General features: G+C 44.4%; 1 protein-coding gene. It reads left to right on the top strand.

Annotated elements, in window-relative coordinates:
• The coding region (locus ACO0K1_RS20300) for an IS6 family transposase (protein WP_423029026.1) at nt 1-455 on the top strand (455 nt) is incomplete at its 5' end.
• Nucleotides 456-464: the final 9 nt, after the last annotated feature.

Raw genomic sequence — 464 nt, 5'->3', positions numbered from 1 at the left:
TCAATGGACAATGGAAATACTTGTATCGTGCCGTCGACAAAGAGGGACAAACCGTCGATTTTCTTTTAACTACTAAACGCGATAAAGCTGCTGCCATGCGCTTCTTCGACAAAGCCATGCTTCTCAATGGCTTGCCAGGAAAGATCGCCATGGATAAGAGCGGTGCAAATAAAGCAGCGATTGATCAGATCATCGAAGACAAGGGACTGAGCGTTATTGTAAGGCAAGTAAAATATCTCAATAATATGGTTGAGCAAGATCATCGTGGGATCAAGCGTATGACACGTCCGATGCTTGGGTTCAAGTCATTTCGTGCAGCCCGAAATATTTTGGCGGGAATTGAGCTTATGCATATGCTACGCAAAGGACAACTGAATCTGGTCGGATGTGAGAACATGTCATTTGCAGACCAGTTTTATGCATTGGCAGGCGTAGTCCGTCCAGCGATAATATAAAAAGTCGTA

Source organism: Undibacterium sp. SXout20W (assembly GCF_049340285.1).
Classification (GTDB): Bacteria; Pseudomonadota; Gammaproteobacteria; order Burkholderiales; family Burkholderiaceae_D; genus Undibacterium.
The sequence above is the reverse complement of the archived record's forward strand: the minus strand, read 5'-3'. Positions and strand labels throughout refer to the sequence as shown.